The sequence below is a fragment of the Xanthomonas euvesicatoria genome (assembly GCF_013112235.1).
Classification (GTDB): domain Bacteria; phylum Pseudomonadota; class Gammaproteobacteria; order Xanthomonadales; family Xanthomonadaceae; genus Xanthomonas; species Xanthomonas euvesicatoria.
Genome location: NZ_JABFFS010000001.1, coordinates 858,404 through 881,368, shown reverse-complemented (window position 1 = coordinate 881,368; position 22,965 = coordinate 858,404). Strand labels below are relative to the sequence as shown.

Genomic DNA, 22,965 nt, shown 5'->3' with positions numbered 1-22,965 from the left:
GTTCGGTGCGTTTGCACTGCACGCGAAGGTCGGTCTGATCTTTATAGCCGTGGCTATCCGGGCGCCATGCGTGCGGCCTGCCCGCTTCTTCGAGCTGCCCAACAAGTGTGTATTTCTTACATCGCAGGCATCGACGTGCGGCGCAGTGGCAGCACGGGCGATGCGGCATCGCGCAGGAGCCGGGCGCCTGGAAACGCGTATGGCAGGCGACGGCGCGCGTGCGCCGGGCGTGCAAGTGGCTAGTGCAGCGCGCTGGAAATCTCGGCGGTTGCCGCACACAGGGCCTGCAACGCCGCTTGCGGGCTCACCAGCGCAGGGCGCCGTTCGATGAAGGGCACCGTGAGCGTGTAGCTGGCGCTGCCGCGTTGCAGGATCGGTGCAGTCAGATCGACCACGCCCACCACTGCCTCGCTGGGCTGCATGGCATAGCCATCGCGGCGCGCCTGCGCGGCGGCGGCCAGGAACTGCGCGCGCTCGAATGGCACGTCGCTGGCTTCGAGCATGTCCAGCCAGCGCGCCTGCACCTCCGGCTGCTGGAAGGCGAACAGCACCAGCCCGGAGCTGGAATGCGTCAACGGGCGACGATGCCCCGGGCGCACCACCAGGCCCAGGTCGCTGGGCACGTCCATTTGCGCGATCACCACGATCTGGTCGCCGGACGGCGCCACCAGGTGGCAGGGCTGGGAGATCGCATCGGACAGCCGCCGCATCACCGGCAACGCGGCCTCGCTGATGCTCTGCACGTGCGGCTGCTGCATGCCGAGCATGAACAGCCGGTTGGTCAGCACGTAATCGCCTTCGCCATCGCGCGTGAGGTAGCCGCGCTCTTCCAGCACCTGCAGCATGCGAAAGATCTCCCCGCGCGAGCGCCCGATACCCTGCGAGATCGCGCCCATGCTCATCGGCTGCGCCTGGCGGGCGAGCAATTCCAGGATGTCCAGCCCCTTGTCCAGGGCGGGTGCGCGGTACTTGGCGGGTTCGGTGCTCATCCGTTTGCGGGTCCAGGCAAGGTGCGGCGCGCCAGGGTACAGGCATCGCAGGCACGGCGGCGGTGGAGGTCTCTTCGTGCAAATATAAACAAAGATTTTATATTTGCATGGCGCTGGTCTGCGCAGTACGCTCGCCCGATTGCAACGCAAGCGCCACAGCCTTGGGAGGGGAACGGTCGCATGCATCACAGTGACATTGCCGCGTCGCCGCGCGGCAGCCTGGCGCGCACCGCCATGGTTCCGCTGTTGTTGATCGTCAGCCTGTTTTTTTTGTGGGGCATGGCCAACAACCTCAACGACATCCTGATCAAGCAGTTCAAGAAGGCGTTCGAGCTGACCGACCTGCAGGCCGGGCTGGTGCAGAGCGCGTTCTACATGGGCTATTTCGTGTTTGCGATGCCGGCGGCGATGTTCATGCGCCGCTACAGCTACAAGGCCGCGGTAGTGCTGGGCCTGCTGCTGTACGCCTGCGGTGCGTTCCTGTTCTATCCGGCCGCGCAGGTGCACACCTACTGGCTGTTCCTGCTGGCGCTGTTCGTGATCGCCAGCGGCCTGGCGTTCCTGGAAACCACGGCCAACCCGCTGGTGACCGTCCTCGGTCCGGCCGATGGCGCGGCGCGACGCCTGAATCTTGCGCAGGCGTTCAACCCGCTGGGCTCGATTACCGGCGTGCTGGTCGGCCAGCACTTCATCTTCTCTGGCGTGGAGCACACCCCGGCCGAACTGGCAGCGATGGCGCCGGCCGCGCGCGAGGCGTTCTTCGCGACCGAATCGGCGGCCGTGCAGATGCCCTACCTGATCATCGGTGCGGTGGTGGTGCTGTGGGCGATCCTGATCGCGCTGGTGCGTTTTCCCAGCGGCGCGCCGGAGGCAGACACCGGCGTTGCGCCCAGGCGCGCACGCTTCGGCGAACTGCTGCGTAACCGCTTGTTCGTGTTTGCGGTGGTGGCGCAGTTCTTTTACGTGGGCGCGCAGGTCGGCATCTGGAGTTATCTGATCCGCTATCTGCAGGACGCAGTGCCTGGCACGCCGGAAAAAACCGCTGCGACCTATCTGACCATCTCGCTGGTGCTGTTCATGGCCGGCCGCTTCATCGGCACTGCGCTGTTGCGTTACCTGGCGCCTGCGAAGCTGTTGGCAAGTTTTGCCGTGATCAATCTGGTCTTGTGCGCGGTGGCCATCGCGCTACCCGGCTGGACCGGGCTGTACGCGCTGGTGGCGGCCAGCGTGTTCATGTCGGTGATGTTCCCGACCATTTTTGCGCTGGGCCTGGACGGCATGCACGACGATGCCCGCAAGCTGGGCTCGTCCATGCTGGTGATGTCCATCATCGGCGGTGCCTTGCTTACGGCGGCGATGGGCGCGGTATCGGATATGGCCGGCATCCACTGGGCGATGGTGGTGCCGGGTGCGTGCTTTGCGGTGATTTTGTCGTTCGCGTTGCGCGCACGTCGCGCGGCGCCCGTCGTTGCAGGAGCCTGAGCATGCCGCGTCTTTGTTATGTGCTGGATCTACACGACGATGCAGCGCTGATCGCCGAGTACGAGCGCTGGCATCAGCCCACCGAGGTGTGGCCGGAGGTAGTGGCCTCGCTGCAGCAGGCCGGCATCCTGGAATTGGAGATCTTTCGCAGCGGCGACCGGCTGGTGATGCTGATGGAGGTCAGCGAGGACTACGACCCGGCCGCCAAAGCCGCGCGCGATGCCGCCGACCCGCGCATCCAGGCGTGGGAGCAGTTGATGTGGCGGTTTCAGAAACCGCTGCCCGGCAGCGCCCCAGGCGAGAAATGGCGGCAGGCCGGGCGGATCTTTGCGCTGGGCGAGGCGATCCACGCGCAGCGCTAAGAGCGCCCTCATCCGCCCTGCGGGCACCTTCTCCCGCAGGCGGGAGAAGGGCATGCTCCGCGTTGATCCAGGCGTGGCAGGTTTAGCCAGCTGTTGGCTGTTCTGCATGGCCGAAAGCTCAGGCCGAGATGTGTCAATCCGAATTGCCGAGCGGTCCCGGACCGCTCCTTCTCCCGCGCGCGGGAGAAGGTGCCCGAAGGGCGGATGAGGGAACGCGGGCTCAGGTCTTGGCGCTGGCCGCCAGATCCTCAACCCAGAACCGTCCACCCGGATAGCTGAACTCCGCGATCGAGGCGGCGTGCATTTCTGCGGAGAAACCAGCCGCTTCCGGGGCGAGATAGCGGCCGTGGCGAATGCGCACCGGGTCCAGGAAGTGTTGGTGCAGGTGGTCGACGAATTCGATGGCGCGGTCTTCCATCTTGCCGGTGATGGCCACGAAATCGGCCATGGCCAGATGCTGCACCAACTCGCACAGACCGACACCGCCGGCATGCGGGAACACGCGCACGTTGAACTTGGCGGCCAGCAGCAGGATGGCGAGATTCTCGTTGACCCCGCCCACGCGCGCGGCATCGATCTGGATCAGGTCCACCGCACCGGCCTGCAGCAACTGCTTGAACACCACGCGGTTCTGCGTGTGTTCGCCGGTAGACACCGGCACCGGAGCGATGCCCTGGCGGATGGCGGCATGGCCGAGCACGTCGTCCGGGCTGGTGGGTTCTTCGATCCAGGCAATGTCGAATTCGGCCAGCTGGCGCATCCAGTCGATCGCAGGGCCCACGTCCCAGCGCTGATTGGCATCGACCGCCATGGCGATATCCGGGCCGATCGCTTCGCGCGCCAGGCGGCAGCGACGGATGTCGTCGCGCACGTTGGCGCCAACCTTGAGCTTGATGGTGCGGAAGCCGTCGGCCACCGCTTCCTTGGCCAGCCGCACCAGCTTCTCGTCCGAGTAGCCGAGCCAGCCGGGCGAGGTGGTGTAGGCGGGGTAGCCTTGCTCAATCAGCCGCGCGATGCGCTGCGCGCGCTGCGGCTGCGCAGCGCGCAGGATGGCCAGCGCTTCGTCGCGGGTGAGCGCGTCGGTGAGGTAGCGGAAGTCGATGGTGTCGACCAACTGCTCGGGCGTGAGTTCGGCGATGAAGCGCCACAGCGGCTTTTTCGCCGCGCGTGCGGCCAGGTCCCAGGCGGCGTTGATCACCGCGCCGATGGCCATGTGCATCACGCCCTTTTCCGGGCCCAGCCAGCGCAGCTGCGAGTCGTTGGTGAGCCGGCGCGCGAATGCGCCCAGATCGGCGATGACCTCGTCGACCGACAGGCCAACCACATGCTCGGCCAGGGCCGCCACCGCGGCGGTCTGCACGTCGTTGCCGCGGCCGATGGTGAACACCAGGCCGTAACCGGCCAGGTCATCGGCTGCATCGGTGCGCAGCACCACATAGGCGGCCGAGTAATCCGGATCCGGGTTCATCGCGTCCGACCCATCGAGCTCGCGCGAGGTGGGGAAGCGGACGTCATGGGTTTCGAGGGCGATGATGGTGCGCATGAAAGTCCTGGCGGTGGATGGCGGGAAATGGAACGGATGGGAAAAAGTGGCTGGAAGAACTAAGTGACGAAGAAATACGTGAGCGGAGAAGTGCGTTTAAGCCCCTCTCCCACCTGGGAGAGGGGTTGGGGTGAGGGTACGAATGCGTAGCGCCAGGGATGTGGAGGCGCTGCAGTGACTCATGCCTTTGCAACGCAGCCCAATAAATCGATCGCACAACCAGCTGTGTATTGCCATCGAAGCGCTACACCGTTTTTGAAATGCAACGCGGCGGCAAACTCCGCAAGAGCAACGTGCTTGTGATGCGTCAGCATGAGCGTCTACATGTCAGACCAAACAACAGACGGCATGACATCGAATTGCGCGACTCCGTGGCTACGTACCCTCACCCCAACCCCCGCTCCGCGCCCCGGCCCGCGCCAGCAACGCGGGCGCTTCAAGGCACGCGCACCAATGGCGCGCAAGCTGTGCCTTGGCGCCCCGATGGGAGAGGGGCTTTGCGTTGTCGTGCGATTCGAGTTGCGTGAGTCCTTCGGCTTTCGCGCAAGAAAAATTCTTAGGGGTGGTACGCAATGTAGTGCAGTGCTACCTCAATCCTTCTAGAGAACCTCAAGCCGCATCGCGCGGGTGCGCCACCACCGGCTGGCGCTGACGACCCAGGCCTTCGATCTCCAGCTCCATCACATCGCCGGGCTTGAGGTAGACCGGCGGCTTCTGGCCCAGGCCCACGCCCGGCGGCGTGCCGGTGCTGATCACATCGCCCGGCATCAGCGTCATATAGCGGCTGATGTGGCTGACCAGTTCGGCCACGCCGAACACCATCGTGCGCGTGCTGCCGTTCTGGTAGCGGTGGCCGTTGACCTCCAGCCACATCGACAGGTTCTGCGGGTCGGCGATTTCGTCGCGGGTGACCAGCCACGGGCCGATCGGGCCGAAGGTGTCCGCGCTCTTGCCCTTGACCCACTGGCCGCCATGTTCGAGCTGGAACTCGCGCTCGGACAGGTCGTTGATCACCGCGTAGCCAGCCACATGGTTCAGCGCTTGCTCCACCGATACATCGCGCGCCACATCGCCGATCACCACGCCCAGCTCCACTTCCCAATCGCTCTTCACCGAGCCGCGCGGGATGATCACCGTGTCATTGGGGCCGCACACCGCCGTGGTGGCTTTCATGAAAAGAATCGGCATCTTGGGCACTTCCATGCCCGATTCGGCGGCGTGGTCGGCATAGTTCAAGCCTACGCAGATGAACTTGCCGATGCGGCCCACGGCGGCGCCGTAACGCTGCTCGCCTTCGATCACCGGCAGCGCAGAGACATCCAGCGCGCGCAGCTTGTCCAATCCGGCGTTGGTGAGATGCTCGCCGGCCACGTCGTCGATCACACCGCTGAGGTCGCGGATGCGGCCTTCGCTGTCGATCAGGCCAGGGCGTTCGTGGCCTTCGGCGCCAATGCGTACGAGTTTCATGCGGTCTTCCTTTGCAGATGAGAAGGGGAGCGGCTAGCAAACCTAGCGCGCATGCATCGGGTGGGTAAGGACGGTGTGCGCATCCTGACGCAGACACATGCGACAGATCGCGTCACGCGATCGCTGCGCCTGCGTGTGTGGCGGGCGGCCGCATGCGTCGTTGCCGTGCTCAGTTGGACCAGCCGCCATCGATGATGTGGGTCTGGCCGGTGGTGAACGACGATTCGTCCGAAGCCAGGTACACCACCAGCTGCGCAATCTCGCGTGGGTCGCCCAGGCGGCCCATCGGTTGGCGGTCGGTGAAGCTCTTCCACACCGCCTGTTCGTCGCCGCCCAGGGCCTTGACGCGTTCGCCCAGCGACGGCGTCTTGATGGTGCCCGGGCAGATCGCGTTGCAACGCACGCCCTGCGCAACGTAGTCGGCCGCGATCGCCTTGCTCAGGCCGATCACCGCGGCCTTGGTCACGCCGTACACGAAGCGGTTGGGCACGCCCTTGATGCTGGAAGCCACCGAGGACATGTTGATGATGCTGCCGCGGCCGCGTTCGAGCATGCCCGGCAACACCGCCTTGCAGGTGTAGTACATCGCATCGACATTGATCGAGAACGAGCGGCGCCATGCCGGCTCGTCGCAGTCGAGAATGCTGCCCTGATGCACGAAGCCGGCGCAGTTGAACAGCACGTCGAACGGGCCGTGTGCGGCGATCAATGCGTTGATCGCGGCGGCGTCGGTGACGTCGAGCAGCTGGGTGGTGATGGCATCGGATTCGGCGGCCAGCGCCTGCAAGGCCGCGGCGTCGATGTCGGTGGCAATCACCTGTGCACCGGCGCGTGCACAGGCCAGCGCGCTTTCGCGCCCGATGCCGGCGCCGGCGGCGGTGATCAGGCAGCGCTTGCCCTGCAGGCGGGTGTTGGGTGTGGTGGAGATCGAGACAGTCATACCGATGAGGTTCCGTGGGTGGGGGCCGCCGGCCGTGGCAGACGATAGAACGTGCGTGCGTTGTCGCCGAAGATGGCTGCCGCGTGCTCGGCGGCATGCCGGGTGACGAGTTGCTGGGCGAGCGCGAACCAGTGCGCGTAGTCGGCGCGCAGGGTCAGCACCGGCCAGTCGCTGCCCCATAGCAGCCGCTGCGCGCCGAAGCGGGCGAACAGGTGCGCCACATACGGCTCCAGCGCGTCCACGCCCGCGCCGCGCGCGGCTTCGGTCAGCAGGCCGGAGAGTTTGCAATGCACAGTGGGATGCTGCGCCAGGGCCGCCATGCCGGCGGCCCAGGCAACGAACTCGCCGGCCGCAATCTGCGGCTTGCCGCCGTGATCGACCACCACGCGCAAGCCCGGATGGCGCTTCAAGCGCGCCTGCAGTGCCGGCACATGCACGGCACGAATCAGCGCATCGAAGGCCAGATCGTGCGCCAGCAGTGCATCGAAGGCGGCATCCAGGGCGGGACTGGCCAGCCAGTGCACGTCGGTGATGTCCTGCACCATCGGGCGCAGGCCCTTGAGTACGCCGCCGCCGGCATGCACAAGTGCGCCGATGCGTGCAGCGGCATCGGGCGCAGCGAAGTCCACCCAACCCACCACGCCGGCAATGCGCGCATCGTCGCGGGCCAGCTCGAACAGGTAACAGGTCTCGGCTTCGGTGGCGGCCGCCTGCACCACCACCACCTGACCGACATTGGCCGCGTCCAGCGCAGCGTTGACGTCACCCGGGCCGAAGTCGCGGTACAGCGGTGCCAGCTCGGGCGTCAGCCAGTGGTAATCGCCACGGGCCAGGTGCCAGAAATGCAGGTGCGCGTCGACCCGGCTCATGGCGTGGGCAACTCCGCTGCGAGCAGGCCCTCATTGCGCAGGCGTTGCCACAGTGCCGATGGCACCGGAGCCGCAAGCCGCGTGGCAGCCGATCGCACTTCGGCCACGGTGCGCATGCCGGCCACCACCGTGGTCACCGCCGGGTGCGCCAGCGGGAACTGCAAGGCGGCCGCGCCGATATCCACCCCGAACGCCGCGCAGGCCGCGTACAGCCGCTGCGCATGCTGCAGCGTGGCGGTATCGACCGGGGCGTAGTTGTAGGTGGCGCCGGGGCCGCGTGCGTCGCTGAGCAGGCCGGAGCTGTACGGGCCGGCCGACAGGATCGCCACATCGCGTTGCTGCGCCTGCTGCAGCAACGCGCGCGCGCCGTGCTGTTCCAGCAGGGTGTAGCGGCCGGCCAGCATCACGCAGTCGAGCGGAAAACGCGGCAACACCTCCAGTGCTACGTCCTGCTCGTTGACGCCCAGCCCGATCGCCCCGCAGGCACCGGCCGCCTTGAGCTCCGCCATCGCCGGCAAGGCCTCCTCCAAGGCCTGGCGCAGCACGTTGGCGTGGTTGTCGCCGTGGGTCAGCGCGCCGATGTCGTGCAGCAGCAGCACGTCGATGTAGTCGGTGCCCAGGCGCTGCAGGCTGGAGTCGAACGCCCGGCGTACGCCGTCGGCGCTGTAGTCGAACTCGGCACGCCGCCCGGCCACCGCAAAACCGTCGCGCCCGGCAACGGCGTGGGCGTCGTCGTAGACGCAACGGCCAACCTTGGTCGACAGCGTGTAGTCCGCGCGCGGCACACCGGCCAGGCCACGACCCAGACGCGCTTCGCTCAGCCCGTAGCCGTAGTAGGGCGCGGTATCGAAATGGCGAATGCCGGCCTCGAACGCGCCTGCGACCGCTGCCAGTGCGTCTGCTTCGTCCACTTCCGTGTACAGGTTGCCGATCGGGGCGGCACCGAAGCCCAGTGCAGAAAGCTGCACGTCCGTGCCGCCCAGACGCTGCCGCGCCACGCCGCTCATGCGCGCCGCTCCGCGAGCAGGGCGCAGGTGCGGGGGCTTGAAGAATCCGTCGAGCAGAAGCTGAGCATTGCAACGTCCACCATCCGGCAGGTGCCGGACTGTTCGCATATGAATATGGCAATCATCAATGAACAGATCACGCTGCAGTGCAGCATTGCGGTGCCCGGGTCTGCACACCGTCGTGAGGCCGGCGGCGCTATGTCGGATTTCGCAACTGGCATGACCAGTTCCTATAACGCCCGGCCTGCGGTTGCGGCATGAAAGCCGGTGCGGCTAGATACCTGCCTTCTTCGACGAAGCTGACGCATGGCAGACACGACACGGCGGGACTTGTTCAAGGGACTGGCTGCCGGCGCACTGGTCGCACCGCTGGCGGCCGCGGCCCAGGCGTCGACGCCACAGTGCGCAGGCACCCCGCCGTGGGCGCGCGGTGTGGAGGGGCAGCGCAAGGCGGATCTGGGCAACGGCACCTATCTCAACCCCATCGTGGCCGGCGATCACCCCGACCCCACCATCCTCAAGGATGGCGACGACTACTACATGACGTTTTCGTCGTTCTTTTCCTACCCGGGCATCGTGCTGTGGCATTCCACCGATCTGGTCAACTGGACCCCGATCGGCCCGGCGTTGCATCAGGGGCTGGGCACGATCTGGGCGCTGGACCTGTGCAAGCACAACGGTCGCTACTACATCTACATCCCGGCCAATCCGGACGACACCGGCTGGTCGATCTTCGTGATCTGGGCCGACGACATCCGCGGGCGGTGGAGCGCACCGATCGACCTGAAGATCGCCGGCTGCATCGATCCCGGTCACGTGGTCGGCGAAGACGGCAAGCGCTATCTGTTCGTCAACGGCATCCGCAAGGTACGCCTGCGCGATGACGGCCTGGCCACCGACGGACAGCTGGAACCGGCCTACGCGCCGTGGCGCTATCCCGACCACTGGGTGGTGGAGAATTTCGCGCCCGAGGGCCCCAAGCTGACCTGGCACGATGGGTGGCTGTACCTGGTCACCGCCGTTGGCGGCACTGCCGGGCCGGTGACCGGGCACATGGTCATCGCCGCGCGTTCGCGCTCGGTGCATGGGCCGTGGGAACACTGCCCGCGCAACCCGCTGGTGCGCACCCAATCGGACCAGGAGCCGTGGTGGTCGCGTGGGCATGCCACGCTGGTGGAAGGGCCGCGCGGCGACTGGTGGATGGTCTATCACGGCTACGAAAACGGCTTTCGCACGCTGGGGCGGCAGACCTTGCTGGAGCCGATCGAGTGGACGGCCGACGGCTGGTTTCGCGCCACTGGCGGCGATCTGTCCAAACCACTACGCACACCGGCACGCGTGCCTGCCGCCGGCATGGTGCCGGCGACGGGGTTGGCGTTGTCCGACGATTTTTCCAGCGACAGGTTCGGCACCCAATGGAGCCTGCATGCGCCCAAGCCCGGCGAACAGGCGCGGGTGCGGCGCGCGAACAAGGCGCTGACGCTGGCCTGTGCGGGCAGCTCGCCGATCGACAGCACGCCACTGACCTGCGGCGTGCCCGATCGCGCCTACATGGCAGAGGTAACGCTGGAACTGGTCGGCAATGCCGAAGGCGGCATGGTGTTGTTCTACAACCACAAGGCCTTCGTCGGCATCGGCTTCACTGCCGACAGCATGAAGACCTACGAATATTCCGAAGAACTGGTGTGGGCGCGCGCACCCAACACGCATCGGCGCATTCGCGTGCGGCTGACCAACGATCACCAGGTCGTAGGGTTCGAGTATTCGGTCGATGAGGGCCGGCAATGGACGCGCCACCCCACCCGCATGGAAGTGTCCGGATTCCATCACAACGTGTTCGGCGGTTTTCTCAGCCTGCAGCTTGGCGTGTATGCCGCGCAGCAAGGCGAGGTGGTATTGCGCGATTTCCGCTATCGCGCGCTGAGCTGAGCGCGCATCACGCCACCCAGCGTGACAGTCAAACGGCGAGGCCCGGGGGGACCTCGCCGTCAGGCGTAACAGCAACCATCGAGGCCTTGCGCACAGCGTCAGCGGGATGCGGACGGCGTCAAGAATCGACATGGATACGCGGTACATGCCGATTCCGTACGCCGGCCCGCTCCATCTGGCAGCCACGCAGCCGCTCTATCGATCGCAGTTAACCGCAGCAGTAGCAGACGTTGCCCTGGCCCAGGTCGCCGCCGAATTCCGGACACTCGGCTTTGCAGGCCCATGCACTACACGATTCGACTTTCGGCTGTGCGTTATCGACCGCCATCACCTGGAAGGCACCGAAGCCGGTGCTGGCCAGAAAGGTCGCTGCCATCAACGCACTACGCAAGCTTACCCAACGCTTCTTCATGCATTACTCCTTCACCGTTGCAAAAGCCGCTGGCGCGTCCGTGCGGCGCAAGGCGGCAACGAGATCCTGCACCCGCTCCGTGGTATCGAAAACGCCAAGATGCGAATGACGCACGCGCCCCTCCCCATCGATGGCCATCAGCAGCGGCACGTTGCGTGCGCGGAACAGCATCAACGCGCGACGATCGGTCAACGTGACCACCGGGAAATCGAAACCGTGCACATGTGCGTAGCGCGCAGCCTGCGCGGCATCGCAATGGCACACGCCCAGCAGCTGCGGCCGGCCGGGCAGGTTGGCCTGCAGCTGCCGCGCTGCCCGCAGCACGGTCGGTGCCGAGCGCTGGCAGTACGGGCAGGTGGTGGTGAAAAAGAACAGCACCTGCGCCGGCCCATGCGGCGCACCGAGCAGATGCCGTCGGCCATCGCCATCGGTCGCTTCGATACGCGGCACGTACATGCCGTCATACGGCGTGCTGATGCGCGTCTGCAGCCAGTGTTGCTGCACGCGTAGCTGCCGGTTCTGCCACGCCAGCACCGCAATCAATGCACAGGCCACCAGCAGGCCCATCCAGAGCCAGGGGAAACGTCGCGCCATGCCAGCTCCAAAGCGTCCTTGGTGCTCGAGCCTTGCCCAGGCATCAGCTCATGGTCAATGGTGATATCGACAACTGCGATGTCGCACGGTCTGCGGTTGTGGATGCGATCACGCCCCCGCGCTTGGGCTTGTCACTGACGCGTGGTGTCGCGATTGGCATTTGCGCAATCAGCGCGCCATGGAAGCGTGCATGCGGCATTGGCGTGGCAAGCGTAGGGAAGGCCGGATGACGGTGCGAGCGCACTGGCGCGTTCAAATCACCCAGCACGCTAAGCGGGCCCCACAGCAACGCCGCCACCAAGGCGAGCGAGCGCATGCGGACGGTCGAGGTGCGTCGCCTCGCGTGCAGGCTGATCCGTAGGCCAGGCCAACGCCACCAGCAAGCACGACAGCACCACAAACACATCAGACCCTGCGCCATTGCCGCACGCGTCGCGCGACGCGCTGCCCACCATCCGGTCGAGCCCGCGCGTGGCATGCTGTGCGGCCCGGCGCGCGGGTACGCCGGCCTTTCAAGGATCACCTCATGCGTGCAATGGCGTTTTCCGTCCCGCTGTGTGTGCTGGCACTGTGTGCCTGCAGTGCTGCACAGGCCAATGACAGCAGTTTCGGCGACGACAATGGCACCATCCGCCTGCTGCATCAGCCCGACATCAGCATGGACCGCGAAGCGCTGTTGCTCAGCGAAGAACGCGTGCAAGTGGACTATGTGTTCACCAACACCAGCGAGCGCGACCTGAGCGTGCCAGTGGCCTTCCCGATGCCGCCGATGTACTTCGGCATGGCCGACCATAATGCGCTGAGCGATTTCAAGCTCTGGGCCGACGGCAAACCGGTTGCCACCACGCGCAAGCTGGTGGTGTTGCTGGATGACGGCAGCGACATCTCCACCGCGTTCGCCGCCACCGGCTGGACCCAGGACGATGTCGCCGCGCTCACCGAATCGGCCACGTCACCGAAGGGGCGCAAGCCGCTGCCCGCGCGCTGGGTCGATGGCGATGGGCAACCGCGTTTCACGCTCAACGCCTACTTCGTCTGGCAGCAGAAATTTCCTGCCAAGGCAAGCGTGCAGATCCGCCACACCTATACACCCAGCCTGTCTACCGGCGTCCCGCAGCCCAGCAGCTATTTGCTGAAGGCGTATGCAAAAGACACCTGCATCGAACCGGCGACCAAAGCCAGCATGCAGCGTCGTGAGGGCAAGTACGGGTTGGGATGGGCCAATCTGCGCTACGTGCTCACGACCGGCAAGAACTGGAACGGCCCGATCAAGGACTTCCAGCTGACCATCCGCAAGCAGGCGGCCAGCGACATCCTGAGCCTGTGTTTCGACGGCGAGCTGAAAAAGATCGACCCGCTGACCTTCCAGTTCAAGCAGGCCAACTTCGTGCCGATGCGCGATTTGAACGTGTTGTTCGTGCGCGCACCGGAATAAACCGGACAAGCAGCAGGGTAGCCGGGCGCGACGAAGCGTTCTGCAACGCTCACCACGATCGTATGCGCCAACGCGCATCGGTTGTCTTCTGTAAAGCGTTGCCGAGAACGCGCATCGTGCCCAGGTGCGCTTCTACGTTGGTGCCACGCTGCGTTGCATGGCACGTCCGTCGATTGCCCACCACCGATGACGGCCGAGGTGGCGGGAGCACGGGCACGAGCGCACCCGGACGCGACCAAGCCTCACCGATCAACCCCAACGCACGCAGTCCTACACCTGCGCGCGTCAGTCTTCTTCCGGCGGCGGCAGCACGATGCCGTCGGCATCGATGGCGAGCTTGCCGGCCATCAGCACTGCCTGGGTGCGATTGGTGACGCCGAGCTTGCGCAGGATTGCGGTGACATGGGCCTTGATGGTGGCTTCGGATACGCCCAGGTCGTAGGCGATCTGTTTGTTGAGGCGCCCCGCGCCCAGCATCTGCAACACGCGAAATTGCTGTGGCGTGAGATCGCGCAGACGCTGGCCAACCTCGCGTTCCTCGCTGTCGGTCGGCGGCAGGTTTTGCGCTTCGGCCGGGATCCAGCGCTCGCCATCGAGCACGGTGGCCAGCGCCCGCCCGATGGTGTCCGAATCGGCGGATTTGGGAATGAAGCCGAACGCGCCGTGGTCGATCGCGCGCCGCATCACCGTGGGCTCTTCGCGTGCGGAGACCACCACCACCGGCAACTGCGGATGCAGCGAGCGCATGTGCACCAACGCGCTGAATCCCTGTGCGCCGGGCATGTTGAGATCCATCAGCAGCAGATCGGCGTCCGGCTGCGCATCGGCCAGGGTGTACAGCGCATCCACGTTATCGGCTTCGAACAGTTCGACCCCCGGCATCACGCGCTGCACCGCCCCGCGCAAGGCTTCACGGAACAGGGGATGGTCGTCGGCGATGAGCAGGGTGGTCATTGGGGGGCCGGGAATCGGGAGTGGGGAATCGGGAATGGCAAAGGCAACAGAAACAGCAACGCCAGACGTGGCAAGCAGGCAGCAAAGAAAGCAGGGGCAACGAACCGCACGAGCAGCAAACGACAGCAAAAGAACACAGGAGCGAATTGGACAGCGTTGAAGGACATCGGCCGATGGCGAGGGCTGGCAGAACGGAGCCGCTTGCGAACCCCCTCGCCATCCCCCTCTCGGCAATCAGGGAACCGCTCTACCGATTCCCTACTCCCGATTCCCCATTCCCGGCGCGTCAGCGCGCCAAGCGCTCGTTGACCAGCGAATCCACTACCGACGGATCTGCCAGCGTGGAGGTGTCGCCGAGCTGGTCGGGCGCGTTCTCGGCGATCTTGCGCAGGATGCGGCGCATGATCTTGCCCGAGCGGGTTTTGGGCAGGCCGGGCGCCCACTGCAAGTGGTCGGGCGAGGCGATCGGGCCGATCTCCTTGCGCACCCAGCTGACCAATTCCTTGTGCAGGTCTTCGCTCGGGCTCTGCCCGGCGATCAGGGTGACGTAGGCATAGATGCCCTGGCCCTTGACGTCATGCGGGAAGCCCACCACGGCCGCTTCGGCGACCTTGGGGTGCGAAACCAGCGCGCTTTCCACTTCGGCGGTGCCGATGCGGTGCCCGGAAACATTGATCACATCGTCCACGCGGCCGGTGATCCAGTAGTAGCCGTCGGCATCGCGACGGCAGCCGTCGCCGGTGAAGTAGCTGCCCGGATAGGTGCGGAAGTAGGTGTCGATGAAACGCTGGTGGTCGCCGTACACGCTACGCATCTGGCCCGGCCAGGAATCGAGCAGCACCAGATTGCCTTCGGTGGCGCCTTCCAGAATCTTGCCTTCGGCATCGACCAGCGCCGGCTGCACGCCGAAGAACGGCAAGGTGGCCGAGCCCGGTTTGAGATCGACCGCGCCGGCCAGCGGCGAAATCAGGATGCCGCCGGTTTCGGTCTGCCACCACGTATCCACGATCGGGCAACGGCTGTCACCGACCACCTCGTAATACCAGCGCCAGGCTTCCGGATTGATCGGCTCGCCAACGCTGCCAAGCAGGCGCAGGCTCTTGCGCGAGGTCTTTTTGACCGGTTCCGCACCGTCGCGCATCAGCGCGCGAATCGCGGTGGGTGCGGTGTAGAAAATGGTGACCTGATGCTTGTCGATCACTTCCCAGAAGCGCGACACGTTCGGGTAATTGGGCACGCCTTCGAACATCACCGCGGTGGCGCCATTGGCGAGCGGGCCATAGACGATGTAGCTGTGGCCGGTGACCCAGCCCACGTCGGCGGTGCACCAGTAGATGTCGTCCTCGCGCAGGTCGAACACCACTTCATGCGTGTAGCTGGCAAACAACAGATAGCCGGCGGTGGTGTGCAACACGCCCTTGGGTTTGCCGGTGGAGCCGGAGGTGTAGAGGATGAAGAGCGGGTCTTCGGCGTTCATGCGCTCGGGTGTGCACTCGGCCGGCTGGCCGTCGACCACATCGTGGAACCAGCGATCGCGCGGTGCCTGCATCTCCACTGCGCCACCGGTATGGCGCACCACCAGCACGGTTTCCACCGTATCGGTGCCGGGAATCTTCAGCGCTGCATCGACATTTGCCTTGAGCGGAATCTTCTTGCCGCCGCGCAGGCCTTCGTCGGCGGTGATGATCAGCTTGCTCTGGCAATCGATCACGCGGTCGGCGATCGAGTTGGCAGCAAAGCCGCCGAACACCACCGAATGCACCGCACCGATGCGCGCGCAGGCGAGCATGGCCACAGCGGCGTCGACGATCATCGGCAGATAGATGGTGACCCGGTCGCCCTTCTTGACGCCCAGGTTGCGCAGCGCATTGCCCAGCTTGCAGACGCGCTCGTACAACTCGCGGTAGGTGACCGGGTAGGAGGCCGCATCCGGGCTGTCGGGTTCGAACAGCAGTGCGGTCTTGTCGCCGCGTGTGGCCAGCTGGCGGTCCAGGCAGTTGACGCTGGCGTTGAGCTCGCCATCGCCGAACCAGCGGATATGGAAGTCGTCCAGCGCGTAGCTGACGTCCTTGATCTGGGTGGGTTGCTTGAACCATTCGAGCCGCTGCGCGGCCTTGCCCCAGAACTGTTCGGGGTGTTCGATCGATTCGCGGTACAGCGCGGCGTACTGCTCGCGCGTCACGCGCGCATCGGCGGCGAACGCGGGATCGACGGGATAAACATCAGCCATGGCACCCTCACTTGCGATGAACTTGTCGGAAGAGGGCGTTGCGGCTGCCCTCGGTAGACAATCAGTGTGCCGCATCCATTCTGTCCCGGCGGTCAACGGCGCCTTAGACCATGGTCGTAACCGGGGTGAGTGCGCCAACGCACATGCCAGACGTGCTGCGGTGCGACCATCGGTCATCTTGCGCAATGCTGCGTTGCAGCTACGACCAAAGGCGAATAGGCTCCGAAGCGCGGACTGCCTCACGCTCCGCACAGCATCGCCATCAAGCGCGAGGCCTTCATTGGGGAGAGGGTTCCATGAAACACCGTATTGCACCGCTGGTGCGCCATCCGTTGGCGGCCGCCTTGTTCGTGGCCACCATTTTGCCGGGCGCTGCGTTCGCCCAGACGTCCAAGGAAAAGGCACTGGAAGCGCGCATCGCCGAGCTCGAGCGTCAGGTCCAGATGCTGGTGTCCGCGCAGCAACAGCAGCAGGGCCAGATCGCGCAGACGCAGACGCAGGTCACCGAAGTGCGCACCTTGCAGGCGCAGACGCCGCCTGCACCGGCGGTGCCGGCCGGCAAGAAGCCGATCCAGCTGACCAGCATCACGCCGAACGCGTTGCCGGGGACAACGTTCCGTTACGGTGGTTTCATCAAGGCCGACTTCATGACCACCCGTACCAGCGACGGCGCATTGCCTGAGGGTGCGGTGGGGCGTTACCTGTATATCCCGACCCAGACGCCGGTCGGCGGGCAGGCGTCCAGCACCGATACCGACTTCCATGCCAAGTTCTCGCGCTTCAATCTGGGCGTGGACACCGTCACCGAAAACGGCGACAAGCTCACCGCCTTCATCGAACTGGATTTCTTCGGCAACGCGCTGGCCAACCAGGTCAACAATCTGTATGGCGGTACCTTGCGGCACGCCTACATGAGCTGGAACAACTGGCTGGCCGGTCAGACCTGGTCCAACTTCATCGATCCCACCATCCTGCCGGAAGCGGCCGACATCGTCGGGCCGACCGACGGTGCGTTGTTCAGCCGTCAGACCCAGATCCGGTACACCCGCGGCGCTTTCAGCGTGTCGGCCGAAAACCCCGAGACGCTGACCACCCCGTACCAGGGCGGCAACACCATCCTGGCCTCGGACCATGGCGCGATGCCGGACCTGACTGCACGCTACAACTGGAAGGGCACCTGGGGCACCTTCGGTCTGTCGGCCATTGCGCGCCAGTACCGCACCCGCAGCGCGCTGACCAACGACACCGACTTCGGCGGTGCCATCGCCGGCGGCGGCCGCTGGATCATCAACTCCAAGAACGATCTGCGTTACCAGCTCAGCTACGGCGAGGGCCTGGGACGCTATCTGGGCCTGGGCAACGGCTCGGATGTGGAGATCGACATCGACGGCAATATCCAGACCGTCACCACGGTTGCCGGTTGGGTGGCCTGGCGCCACGACTACAACGCCAAGCTGCGCAGCACCCTCATGTACTCGCGCGTGAATTACGACCATTCGCTGGCCAATACCGGTGGGCTTGCCAGCAAGTCCCAGCAAAGCATTCGCGCCAACGTGTTCTATTCGCCGTTGCCGAAGGTGGATGTGGGCGCCGAGCTGATGTACGGCCGCCGCGAAGCCGAAAACGGCGACAGCGGCGACATTTCGCGGCTGCAGTTCACCACCAAGTACAGCTTCTAGCGTTCTGCCACTGGCGGCCTGCTCCACTGCGGTGGAGCGGGCATCGCCGCCTTATGTCTTACCAGCGCTCTACCAGGAGACAGACCATGACCGTCTCGAATGACGCGTTGATCGCCAAGATCGATGCCAATCCGAAGTACCACGCACTCAAGCGTCAGCGCAACACGCTGGGCTGGACGCTCACCATACTGATGTTGCTGGCCTATTACGGCTACATCGGCCTGATTGCCTTCGACAAGGAATTCCTCGCCAAGCCGATCGGTGCCGGCGTGACCTCGATCGGCATCCCGATCGCGATCGGAGTGATGGTGTTCACCATCGTCATCACCGCCATCTACGTGCGTCGCGCCAACAACACCTACGACCAGCTGACCGCGCAGATCCTGGAGGAAGCCCGCAAATGAGCAAGACTTCGCGCCTTCTCCTGATCCTGGCCGGCCTGGTGCCTGCCGGCATCGCGCTGGCCGCCGGCGGCGACCTGGGCCAGGTCGACAAGCAGCCCACCAACTGGGTGGCGATTGCCATGTTCGGCTTCTTCGTGCTGGCCACCCTGTGGATCACCAAATGGGCGGCGGCCAAGACCAAGTCGGCCGCCGACTTCTATACCGCTGGCGGTGGCATCACCGGTTTCCAGAACGGCCTGGCGATCGCTGGCGACTTCATGTCGGCGGCCTCGTTCCTGGGCATCACCGCTGCGGTGATGGCCAACGGCTACGACGGCCTGATCTATGCGATCGGTTTTCTGGTCGGCTGGCCCATCCTGACCTTCCTGATGGCCGAACGCCTGCGCAACCTCGGCAAGTACACCTTCGCCGACGTGGCCGGTTACCGCTTCGCGCCCACAGCGATCCGCAGCTTTGCGGCGTCGGGCACCTTGGTGGTGGTGCTGTTCTATCTGATCGCACAGATGGTCGGTGCCGGTGCGCTGATCAAGTTGCTGTTCGGCCTGGACTACTGGGTGGCGGTGACCCTGGTCGGCGTGCTGATGATGATCTACGTGTTGTTCGGCGGCATGACCGCAACGACCTGGGTGCAGATCATCAAGGCCGTGCTGCTGCTGACCGGCGTGACCTTCATGGCCGTGGCGATCATGTGGCATTTCAACTTCAGCTTCGAGGCGCTGTTTGCCGAAGGCGTGCGGGTGAAAACCGCGGTCGCGGCCAGCGGTGGCGCTTCGCCCGAGGATGCAGCAAAAGCAGGCTTGTCGATCATGGGGCCGGGCGGTTTCGTCAAGGACCCGATTTCGGCCATTTCCTTCGGCATGGCGCTGATGTTCGGTACCGCCGGCCTGCCGCACATCCTGATGCGCTTCTTCACCGTTCCCGATGCCAAGCAGGCACGCAAGTCGGTGCTGTGGGCCACCACCTGGATCGGGTACTTCTACATCCTGATCTTCATCATCGGCTTCGGTGCGATCGCACTGGTGTTGACCAACCCGCAGTTCGCCGATGTCGCCACCGGCACCATCCACGGCGGCAAGGGCGCGGCCAACATGGCGGCGGTGCTGGTCGGCAACGCGGTGGGCGGCAACGTGTTCATGGGCTTCATCTCGGCGGTGGCCTTCGCCACCATCCTGGCGGTGGTGGCCGGCCTGACCCTGTCCGGCGCCTCGGCGGTGTCGCATGACCTGTACGCCACGGTGATCAAGAAGGGCAACCCGGCGCCTGGTTCGGAGCTCAAGGTCTCGCGTGCCACCACCCTGGTGCTGGGCGTGATCGCGGTGCTGCTGGGCATCGTGTTCGAGAAGCAGAACGTGGCCTTCATGGTGTCGCTGGCCTTCGCCATCGCCGCCTCGGCCAACTTCCCGGTGCTGATCCTGTCGTTGCTGTGGAAGAACTGCACCACCCGTGGTGCAGTGACCGGTGGTTTCCTCGGCCTGATCTCCTCGCTGGTGTTGACGATCCTGTCGCCGTCGGTGTGGGTGGACACGCTGGGCAACGCGGCCGGCTCGGCGCCGTTCCCGTACACCTCGCCGGCGCTGTTCTCGATGACGATTGGTTTTGTCGGCATCTGGTTGTTCTCGGTGCTGGATCGCAGCCCGCAGGCAGCCAACGAACGCGCTGCCTTCAAGGCGCAGCAGATCCGTGCCGAAACCGGCCTGGGTGCCAGTGGCGCCTCCGGTCACTGATCGACGGGTTGATGGTTGCTGTGATCGCAGAACGCCGGCCCAGTGCCGGCGTTCTGCGTTTTGGCGATGCCGCCGCTGTTGGGGCGGCCCGGCCAGGGACATGTGCGAGATGCCCGCACGGCCCTGGCCCAGGTGGCCGCGTGTTCGCGGTGGTGCGCGCATACTCCGGTGCCACGGCTGAGGTCGGCACGGGTGAGTAGGCCGGCCAGACGCAGGCGGTCGCGCATGTCGCGCTCGTCAAGGCTCAGGCCGGGGAAGGCAGGCGACTGCGGTGGCGACGCGACTGCGGCGGATGACGGCATGGCCGGCGGTCTCATGGGGGTCAGGCCAACTTATCCACTTCGACCGGGCGGGTTGCTTCACGCCAAGTGATTGAATGATGGCGGCTGTCCGGTGCAGGTGCCCGCCTCGTGCCTTCGCTCACGGGCGGCGGCGCCCGACCGGCAGCGCCCGCGCATAGGCGCAGGCCGCTCGCCAACGGTCGGCGGCAAGCGCGTCTGTTGCGCTGATCCAGTGCGCCAGCTCACAGGGTGGCGCCGATGACGCACGCCAGGCCGGCACGCGCGCCTTCCCACACACGGCACGGCAGCGCGTGGCGGAATAGCCCGGTTCCGCCACGCCGGGCTCCACCGTCCTGAGGGCGACGCATGGCGCGGTACCATTGGTGGTTTGAACCACGGTCCGCGCCATGAAGATTGCCTCCTGGAACGTCAACTCGCTCAATGTGCGCCTGCCGCACCTGCAACAGTGGCTCGCCGCGTTTGCGCCGGATGTGGTGGGCATCCAGGAAACTAAGCTGGAAGACCACAAGTTCCCCGATGCAGCGCTGGCGGCACTGGGCTACCGCAGCGTGTTCTGCGGGCAGAAAACCTATAACGGCGTGGCGATCCTGTCGCGCTCGCCGGCAGTTGACGTGCAGATGGGCATCCCCGGGCTCGACGATGTGCAGCAGCGCGTCATCGCCGCCACGGTGGATGGCGTGCGCATCATCAATCTGTATGTGGTCAATGGCCAGGACGTGGGCACCGACAAGTACGCCTACAAGTTGCGCTGGCTCGCCGCAGCGCACGACTGGATCGCGCAGGAGCTGCAGCGGTACCCGCAGCTGGTGGTGCTGGGCGACTTCAACATCGCCCCGGACGCGCGCGACGTGCACGATGCAACGGTGTGGAACGAGCACCACATCCTCACCTCGACCGACGAGCGCGCCGCGTTGGACAAACTGCTGGCGCTGGGCTTGCACGACGCATTCCGGTTGCACAACCAGGACGCCGAGCACTTCAGTTGGTGGGATTACCGCCAGGCCGGTTTCCGCCGCAATCTGGGCTTGCGTATCGACCTGACCCTGGTCTCGGACGCGTTGCGCACGCGCGCGGTGGAATCGGGCATCGACCGCGAACCGCGGACCTGGGAGCGGCCCAGTGACCATGCGCCGGCGTGGGTGCGGCTGGCGGAGGTCGGCGCATGAGCGAGCGGCATCTGCGTCGTAGCACGCACAAGGTGGGCGATGTCACGCTGGGGCCGGTGCATCGCCTGAGTTGCCACTGCGGTGCAGTGCAAATCGATCTGGATCTGCCGCATGGCCTGCTCGATCCACGCCGCTGCGATTGCTCGATGTGCCGCCGGCGCGGCGCCATCGTCGCGTCGGTCACCCTCGATGGCCTGCATGTAGTGCAGGGCGAGGAAGTGCTGCAGCTGTATCAATTCAACACGCAGACCGCAGCGCATTATTTCTGCGGCGTGTGCGGCATCTACACCCATCACCGGCGCCGCTCCAATCCCAACGAATACGGCTATAACGTCGGTTGCCTGGAAGGCGTCAATCCGTATGCGTTGAACATCGCCGTGCCGGTGGAAGACGGCGTGCACCACCCGGCCGATCGCATTGCCGCGAAAGGCTGAAACGACAACGCCCGGGCAGGCCCGGGCGTTGCGCGACGCGAGAGCTGTGTGAGGCGCTGCGTTAGCGCAGGCGGCCGCGGGTCACCAGATTGACGATGGCCAGCAAGATCACCGCACCCACCAGCGACCACACGAAGGTCCACAGCGTAATGGCCTGGTTGATGCCGCCACCAAACAGGAAACCGGCGATCAGTGCGCCCACGATGCCCACCACCACATTGAGGATGATGCCCTGCTGCGCGTCGCGGCGCATGATGATGCTGGCCAGCCAACCCACGATGCCGCCGACGATCAACCAGATGATGATGCCCATGTTGCTGATCTCCATGTTCGCGTGCACCGGAAGTGGTGCATGGGCGCCATTGGACGCAGCTGCGCGTGAAGCAGCTGTCGAGCGCGATGAACGGTGTGGCCGAATGTTCGGCTTGGTGCACGGCGCGTGACAGCGCATGCGAGCTGGCAGGTTGGCCCGGTGCAGCTGTGGCTACGCCCGCACCGCCCCGGCGAGCGTGGCGAGCCGCAGGCGCGTCAGTTGCTCGGCCCGGCCTTGGGCATCGACCCGGCAGTGGTGCCATTGCAGCGCGATGCACGCGGGCGTCCCTCGTTGCAGCCGGCGCTGCCCGACCGCGATACCGGTTGGAGCCACAGCGGCGACTATCTGCTGGTAGGGCTGGGCCAGGGCGTGCGACTGGGCGTGGATCTGGAGCGCATTCGTGCGCGCCCGCGTGTGCTGGAGATCGCGCAACGCTTCTTCCATCGCGATGAAATCGCCTTGCTCGCTGCGCTGGCGCCGGACGCACAGCACGCGTTGTTCTTCCGGCTGTGGTGCGCCAAGGAAGCCTTGCTCAAGGCCCATGGGCATGGCCTGTCGTTCGGCTTGCACCGGCTTGCGTATGCGCCCGCGCCCGACGGCGCACTGCGCCTGCAGTGGTGCGATCCGGAACTTGGCCAGGCCGAACACTGGCAGCTGCACGAATGGTGGGCCACTCCAGAGTGCCGCGCCGCATTGGCGTTCCATCCGTTGGCGGGCGCGTAATCCGTCC

21 protein-coding genes and 1 pseudogene are annotated in these 22,965 nt (G+C 65.5%); 10 read left to right on the top strand and 12 right to left on the bottom strand.

Translation table 11 applies throughout. The features are described from left to right. Positions 1-239 precede the first annotated feature (239 nt). A complete protein-coding gene (locus tag HLH45_RS03790) occupies positions 240-989 on the bottom strand; it encodes an IclR family transcriptional regulator (protein WP_008571729.1) in 750 nt (249 codons plus the stop codon). Positions 990-1,169: 180 nt separating this feature from the next. Here HLH45_RS03790 and fucP point away from each other — a divergent pair, with 180 nt between their 5' ends. Next, complete coding sequence (gene fucP / locus HLH45_RS03785; protein WP_008571728.1) at positions 1,170-2,471, top strand: L-fucose:H+ symporter permease; 1,302 nt, start codon at positions 1,170-1,172, stop codon at positions 2,469-2,471. Positions 2,472-2,473: 2 nt separating this feature from the next. Continuing rightward, positions 2,474-2,833 (top strand): L-fucose mutarotase, encoded by a 360-nt coding sequence (locus HLH45_RS03780; RefSeq protein WP_008571727.1) that lies wholly within the window; start codon positions 2,474-2,476, stop codon positions 2,831-2,833. Positions 2,834-3,053: 220 nt separating this feature from the next. On the opposite strand, the gene HLH45_RS03775 is transcribed toward HLH45_RS03780, so the two are convergent. The 6 genes and pseudogenes from HLH45_RS03775 to HLH45_RS03750 all read right to left on the bottom strand — a co-directional run bounded on the left by HLH45_RS03775 (position 3,054) and on the right by HLH45_RS03750 (position 8,893). After that, entirely contained in the window at positions 3,054-4,376 is a 1,323-nt protein-coding gene (locus HLH45_RS03775; RefSeq protein WP_008576008.1) for an L-fuconate dehydratase, read from the bottom strand. A 609-nt stretch (positions 4,377-4,985) separates the two neighbouring features. Continuing rightward, complete coding sequence (locus HLH45_RS03770; protein ID WP_008576006.1) at positions 4,986-5,843, bottom strand: fumarylacetoacetate hydrolase family protein; 858 nt, start codon at positions 5,841-5,843, stop codon at positions 4,986-4,988. A 169-nt stretch (positions 5,844-6,012) separates the two neighbouring features. Further along, on the bottom strand, positions 6,013-6,783 hold the full coding sequence (locus tag HLH45_RS03765) for an SDR family oxidoreductase (protein ID WP_008576004.1): 771 nt from the start codon (positions 6,781-6,783) through the stop codon (positions 6,013-6,015). Further along, complete coding sequence (locus HLH45_RS03760; protein WP_008576002.1) at positions 6,780-7,652, bottom strand: amidohydrolase family protein; 873 nt, start codon at positions 7,650-7,652, stop codon at positions 6,780-6,782. The genes HLH45_RS03765 and HLH45_RS03760 overlap by 4 nt, the downstream gene beginning before the upstream one ends. Next, on the bottom strand, positions 7,649-8,659 hold the full coding sequence (locus HLH45_RS03755) for an aldo/keto reductase (protein ID WP_008576000.1): 1,011 nt from the start codon (positions 8,657-8,659) through the stop codon (positions 7,649-7,651). Before HLH45_RS03755 ends, HLH45_RS03760 begins: the two co-directional genes overlap by 4 nt. Continuing rightward, positions 8,656-8,893, bottom strand: a pseudogene (locus tag HLH45_RS03750) (hypothetical protein). The gene HLH45_RS03755 and the pseudogene HLH45_RS03750 overlap by 4 nt, the downstream one beginning before the upstream one ends. 72 nt (positions 8,894-8,965) lie before the next feature. Between HLH45_RS03750 and HLH45_RS03745 the strand changes: the two are divergent. Beyond that, on the top strand, positions 8,966-10,588 hold the full coding sequence (locus tag HLH45_RS03745; RefSeq protein WP_014091441.1) for a family 43 glycosylhydrolase: 1,623 nt from the start codon (positions 8,966-8,968) through the stop codon (positions 10,586-10,588). Positions 10,589-10,796: 208 nt separating this feature from the next. On the opposite strand, the gene HLH45_RS03740 is transcribed toward HLH45_RS03745, so the two are convergent. After that, entirely contained in the window at positions 10,797-11,000 is a 204-nt protein-coding gene (locus HLH45_RS03740; RefSeq protein WP_005922076.1) for a hypothetical protein, read from the bottom strand. A gap of 3 nt (positions 11,001-11,003) precedes the next feature. After that, the gene (locus HLH45_RS03735; protein WP_008575992.1) at positions 11,004-11,567 is read right to left on the bottom strand and encodes a peroxiredoxin family protein; all 564 of its coding nucleotides are present in this window, start codon (positions 11,565-11,567) and stop codon (positions 11,004-11,006) included. A gap of 553 nt (positions 11,568-12,120) precedes the next feature. On the opposite strand from HLH45_RS03735, the gene HLH45_RS03730 reads away from it, so the two are divergent. Further along, positions 12,121-13,029 carry a DUF4424 domain-containing protein gene (locus HLH45_RS03730; RefSeq protein WP_033479032.1) on the top strand — a complete coding sequence of 303 codons (909 nt, stop codon included), beginning with the start codon at positions 12,121-12,123 and terminating at the stop codon, positions 13,027-13,029. Positions 13,030-13,314: 285 nt separating this feature from the next. On the opposite strand, the gene HLH45_RS03725 is transcribed toward HLH45_RS03730, so the two are convergent. Beyond that, the gene (locus HLH45_RS03725; protein ID WP_008575987.1) at positions 13,315-13,983 is read right to left on the bottom strand and encodes a response regulator transcription factor; all 669 of its coding nucleotides are present in this window, start codon (positions 13,981-13,983) and stop codon (positions 13,315-13,317) included. 286 nt (positions 13,984-14,269) lie between these two features. Beyond that, a complete protein-coding gene (acs, locus tag HLH45_RS03720; protein WP_008575986.1) occupies positions 14,270-16,213 on the bottom strand; it encodes an acetate--CoA ligase in 1,944 nt (647 codons plus the stop codon). Positions 16,214-16,509: 296 nt separating this feature from the next. On the opposite strand from acs, the gene HLH45_RS03715 reads away from it, so the two are divergent. From HLH45_RS03715 to HLH45_RS03690, 5 genes are all read left to right on the top strand, one after another. Next, positions 16,510-17,892, top strand: a complete 1,383-nt coding sequence (locus HLH45_RS03715; RefSeq protein WP_008575984.1) for a DcaP family trimeric outer membrane transporter — start codon at positions 16,510-16,512, stop codon at positions 17,890-17,892. Positions 17,893-17,978: 86 nt separating this feature from the next. Further along, a complete protein-coding gene (locus HLH45_RS03710; RefSeq protein WP_008575982.1) occupies positions 17,979-18,296 on the top strand; it encodes a DUF485 domain-containing protein in 318 nt (105 codons plus the stop codon). After that, entirely contained in the window at positions 18,293-20,020 is a 1,728-nt protein-coding gene (locus HLH45_RS03705; RefSeq protein WP_008575981.1) for a cation acetate symporter, read from the top strand. The genes HLH45_RS03710 and HLH45_RS03705 overlap by 4 nt, the downstream gene beginning before the upstream one ends. Before the next feature lie 688 nt (positions 20,021-20,708). Continuing rightward, positions 20,709-21,488, top strand: a complete 780-nt coding sequence (gene xth, locus HLH45_RS03695; RefSeq protein ID WP_008575976.1) for an exodeoxyribonuclease III — start codon at positions 20,709-20,711, stop codon at positions 21,486-21,488. Continuing rightward, positions 21,485-21,922: a GFA family protein gene (locus tag HLH45_RS03690; RefSeq protein ID WP_008575974.1), complete on the top strand. Its 438-nt coding sequence runs from the start codon at positions 21,485-21,487 to the stop codon at positions 21,920-21,922. Before xth ends, HLH45_RS03690 begins: the two co-directional genes overlap by 4 nt. 61 nt (positions 21,923-21,983) lie before the next feature. Here the strand turns inward: HLH45_RS03690 and HLH45_RS03685 are convergent, their stop codons facing one another. Beyond that, entirely contained in the window at positions 21,984-22,235 is a 252-nt protein-coding gene (locus tag HLH45_RS03685) for a GlsB/YeaQ/YmgE family stress response membrane protein (protein WP_005914591.1), read from the bottom strand. A gap of 126 nt (positions 22,236-22,361) precedes the next feature. On the opposite strand from HLH45_RS03685, the gene HLH45_RS03680 reads away from it, so the two are divergent. Beyond that, positions 22,362-22,958: a 4'-phosphopantetheinyl transferase family protein gene (locus tag HLH45_RS03680; RefSeq protein WP_008575969.1), complete on the top strand. Its 597-nt coding sequence runs from the start codon at positions 22,362-22,364 to the stop codon at positions 22,956-22,958. The last annotated feature ends 7 nt before the right edge of the window (positions 22,959-22,965 follow it).

Coding starts and splice junctions, on each gene's coding strand:
- HLH45_RS03790 (WP_008571729.1), bottom strand. CDS start 989: ATGAGCACCGAACCCGCCAAGTACCGCGCACCCGCCCTGGACAAGGGG.
- fucP (WP_008571728.1), top strand. CDS start 1,170: ATGCATCACAGTGACATTGCCGCGTCGCCGCGCGGCAGCCTGGCGCGC.
- HLH45_RS03780 (WP_008571727.1), top strand. CDS start 2,474: ATGCCGCGTCTTTGTTATGTGCTGGATCTACACGACGATGCAGCGCTG.
- HLH45_RS03775 (WP_008576008.1), bottom strand. CDS start 4,376: ATGCGCACCATCATCGCCCTCGAAACCCATGACGTCCGCTTCCCCACC.
- HLH45_RS03770 (WP_008576006.1), bottom strand. CDS start 5,843: ATGAAACTCGTACGCATTGGCGCCGAAGGCCACGAACGCCCTGGCCTG.
- HLH45_RS03765 (WP_008576004.1), bottom strand. CDS start 6,783: ATGACTGTCTCGATCTCCACCACACCCAACACCCGCCTGCAGGGCAAG.
- HLH45_RS03760 (WP_008576002.1), bottom strand. CDS start 7,652: ATGAGCCGGGTCGACGCGCACCTGCATTTCTGGCACCTGGCCCGTGGC.
- HLH45_RS03755 (WP_008576000.1), bottom strand. CDS start 8,659: ATGAGCGGCGTGGCGCGGCAGCGTCTGGGCGGCACGGACGTGCAGCTT.
- HLH45_RS03745 (WP_014091441.1), top strand. CDS start 8,966: ATGGCAGACACGACACGGCGGGACTTGTTCAAGGGACTGGCTGCCGGC.
- HLH45_RS03740 (WP_005922076.1), bottom strand. CDS start 11,000: ATGAAGAAGCGTTGGGTAAGCTTGCGTAGTGCGTTGATGGCAGCGACC.
- HLH45_RS03735 (WP_008575992.1), bottom strand. CDS start 11,567: ATGGGCCTGCTGGTGGCCTGTGCATTGATTGCGGTGCTGGCGTGGCAG.
- HLH45_RS03730 (WP_033479032.1), top strand. CDS start 12,121: ATGCGTGCAATGGCGTTTTCCGTCCCGCTGTGTGTGCTGGCACTGTGT.
- HLH45_RS03725 (WP_008575987.1), bottom strand. CDS start 13,983: ATGACCACCCTGCTCATCGCCGACGACCATCCCCTGTTCCGTGAAGCC.
- acs (WP_008575986.1), bottom strand. CDS start 16,213: ATGGCTGATGTTTATCCCGTCGATCCCGCGTTCGCCGCCGATGCGCGC.
- HLH45_RS03715 (WP_008575984.1), top strand. CDS start 16,510: ATGAAACACCGTATTGCACCGCTGGTGCGCCATCCGTTGGCGGCCGCC.
- HLH45_RS03710 (WP_008575982.1), top strand. CDS start 17,979: ATGACCGTCTCGAATGACGCGTTGATCGCCAAGATCGATGCCAATCCG.
- HLH45_RS03705 (WP_008575981.1), top strand. CDS start 18,293: ATGAGCAAGACTTCGCGCCTTCTCCTGATCCTGGCCGGCCTGGTGCCT.
- xth (WP_008575976.1), top strand. CDS start 20,709: ATGAAGATTGCCTCCTGGAACGTCAACTCGCTCAATGTGCGCCTGCCG.
- HLH45_RS03690 (WP_008575974.1), top strand. CDS start 21,485: ATGAGCGAGCGGCATCTGCGTCGTAGCACGCACAAGGTGGGCGATGTC.
- HLH45_RS03685 (WP_005914591.1), bottom strand. CDS start 22,235: ATGGGCATCATCATCTGGTTGATCGTCGGCGGCATCGTGGGTTGGCTG.